Annotated in this window: 1 protein-coding gene; it reads left to right on the top strand. The window is 40.1% G+C overall.

All coding sequences use genetic code 11. The features are described from left to right. Window positions 1-137: 137 nt before the first annotated feature. Window positions 138-1,108 (top strand): efflux RND transporter permease subunit (locus GW828_RS19245; RefSeq protein WP_273693551.1); only part of this gene is annotated, 971 nt, incomplete at its 3' end.

Here is a 1,108-nt window from a genome sequence, read left to right as displayed (position 1 = left end):
TTTTGAAGTCTGAGTTGGGGAAAGAGGATGCTGAACATGGGCATTAAATTTTTTATGCGTCTTCGTTTACCTTTATACCTTATTTATGTTTTTAAATTTAGACATAATCGGTTGTGTGCTTCAAATAGGAGTTTTAAATGATTGATAAACTCATTCAATTTTCCATAACCCGCCGGTGGTTGGTTATGTTTTTTGTTTTGCTAACGGGTGCACTAGGCGTTTGGAATTATCAACATCTTCCTATTGATGCTGTACCTGATATTACCAATGTTCAAGTTCAAATTAACACAGAAGCACCTGGGTATTCACCACTAGAAGTTGAGCAGCGAGTCACCTATTTGGTTGAAATGTCAATTGCAGGTTTACCTTATGTTGAGAGTACTAGATCGCTATCTCGTTACGCACTCTCACAAGTTACTGTTGTGTTTGAGAAAGGAACTGATATTTATTTTGCTCGGAATCTTATTAACGAACGTTTGCAACAAGCTAAAAGTGAGATGCCGTCAGGTATTGAGCCCGTAATGGGACCTGTTGCAACTGGATTAGGTGAAATCTTTCACTATTCAGTTCATGCAGCGCCAGGGGCTTTGCAAGCAGATGGACAACCTTACGATGCAACAGCTTTGCGTACATTGCAAGATTGGGTTATTCGTCCTCAATTGCGTTTGGTTGAGGGGGTTACTGAAGTAAATACAATCGGAGGGTATGAAAAGGAGTTTCATATTACACCAGAACCTTCAAAGCTATTGGCTTACCAAATTAGTTTTGATGATTTAGTCGCTGCGTTGCAGAAAAATAATTCGAATGTAGGTGCTGGGTATATAGAGAAAAATGGTGAACAATATTTGATCCGTGCTCCAGGTCAGGTTACTGATATTTCATCGATTAAGCAGATCATTGTTGCTCGTAGGGATGGAATTCCTATTACCGTAGGTGATGTTGCAGAGATTGGGTTTGGTAAACAGCTTAGAACTGGTGCTGCAACTCGCGATGGCGAAGAAACTGTGTTGGGCACAGCTGTTATGTTGCTTGGCGGAAATAGTAGAACTGTTTCTCAGGCAGTATCAGCAAAATTGCTTGAGATTAATAAAACTCTTCCAGAAGGTGT

It is taken from the genome of Shewanella vesiculosa, assembly GCF_009994065.1.
Lineage (GTDB): Bacteria > Pseudomonadota > Gammaproteobacteria > Enterobacterales > Shewanellaceae > Shewanella > Shewanella vesiculosa.
The sequence above is the reverse complement of the archived record's forward strand: the minus strand, read 5'-3'. Positions and strand labels throughout refer to the sequence as shown.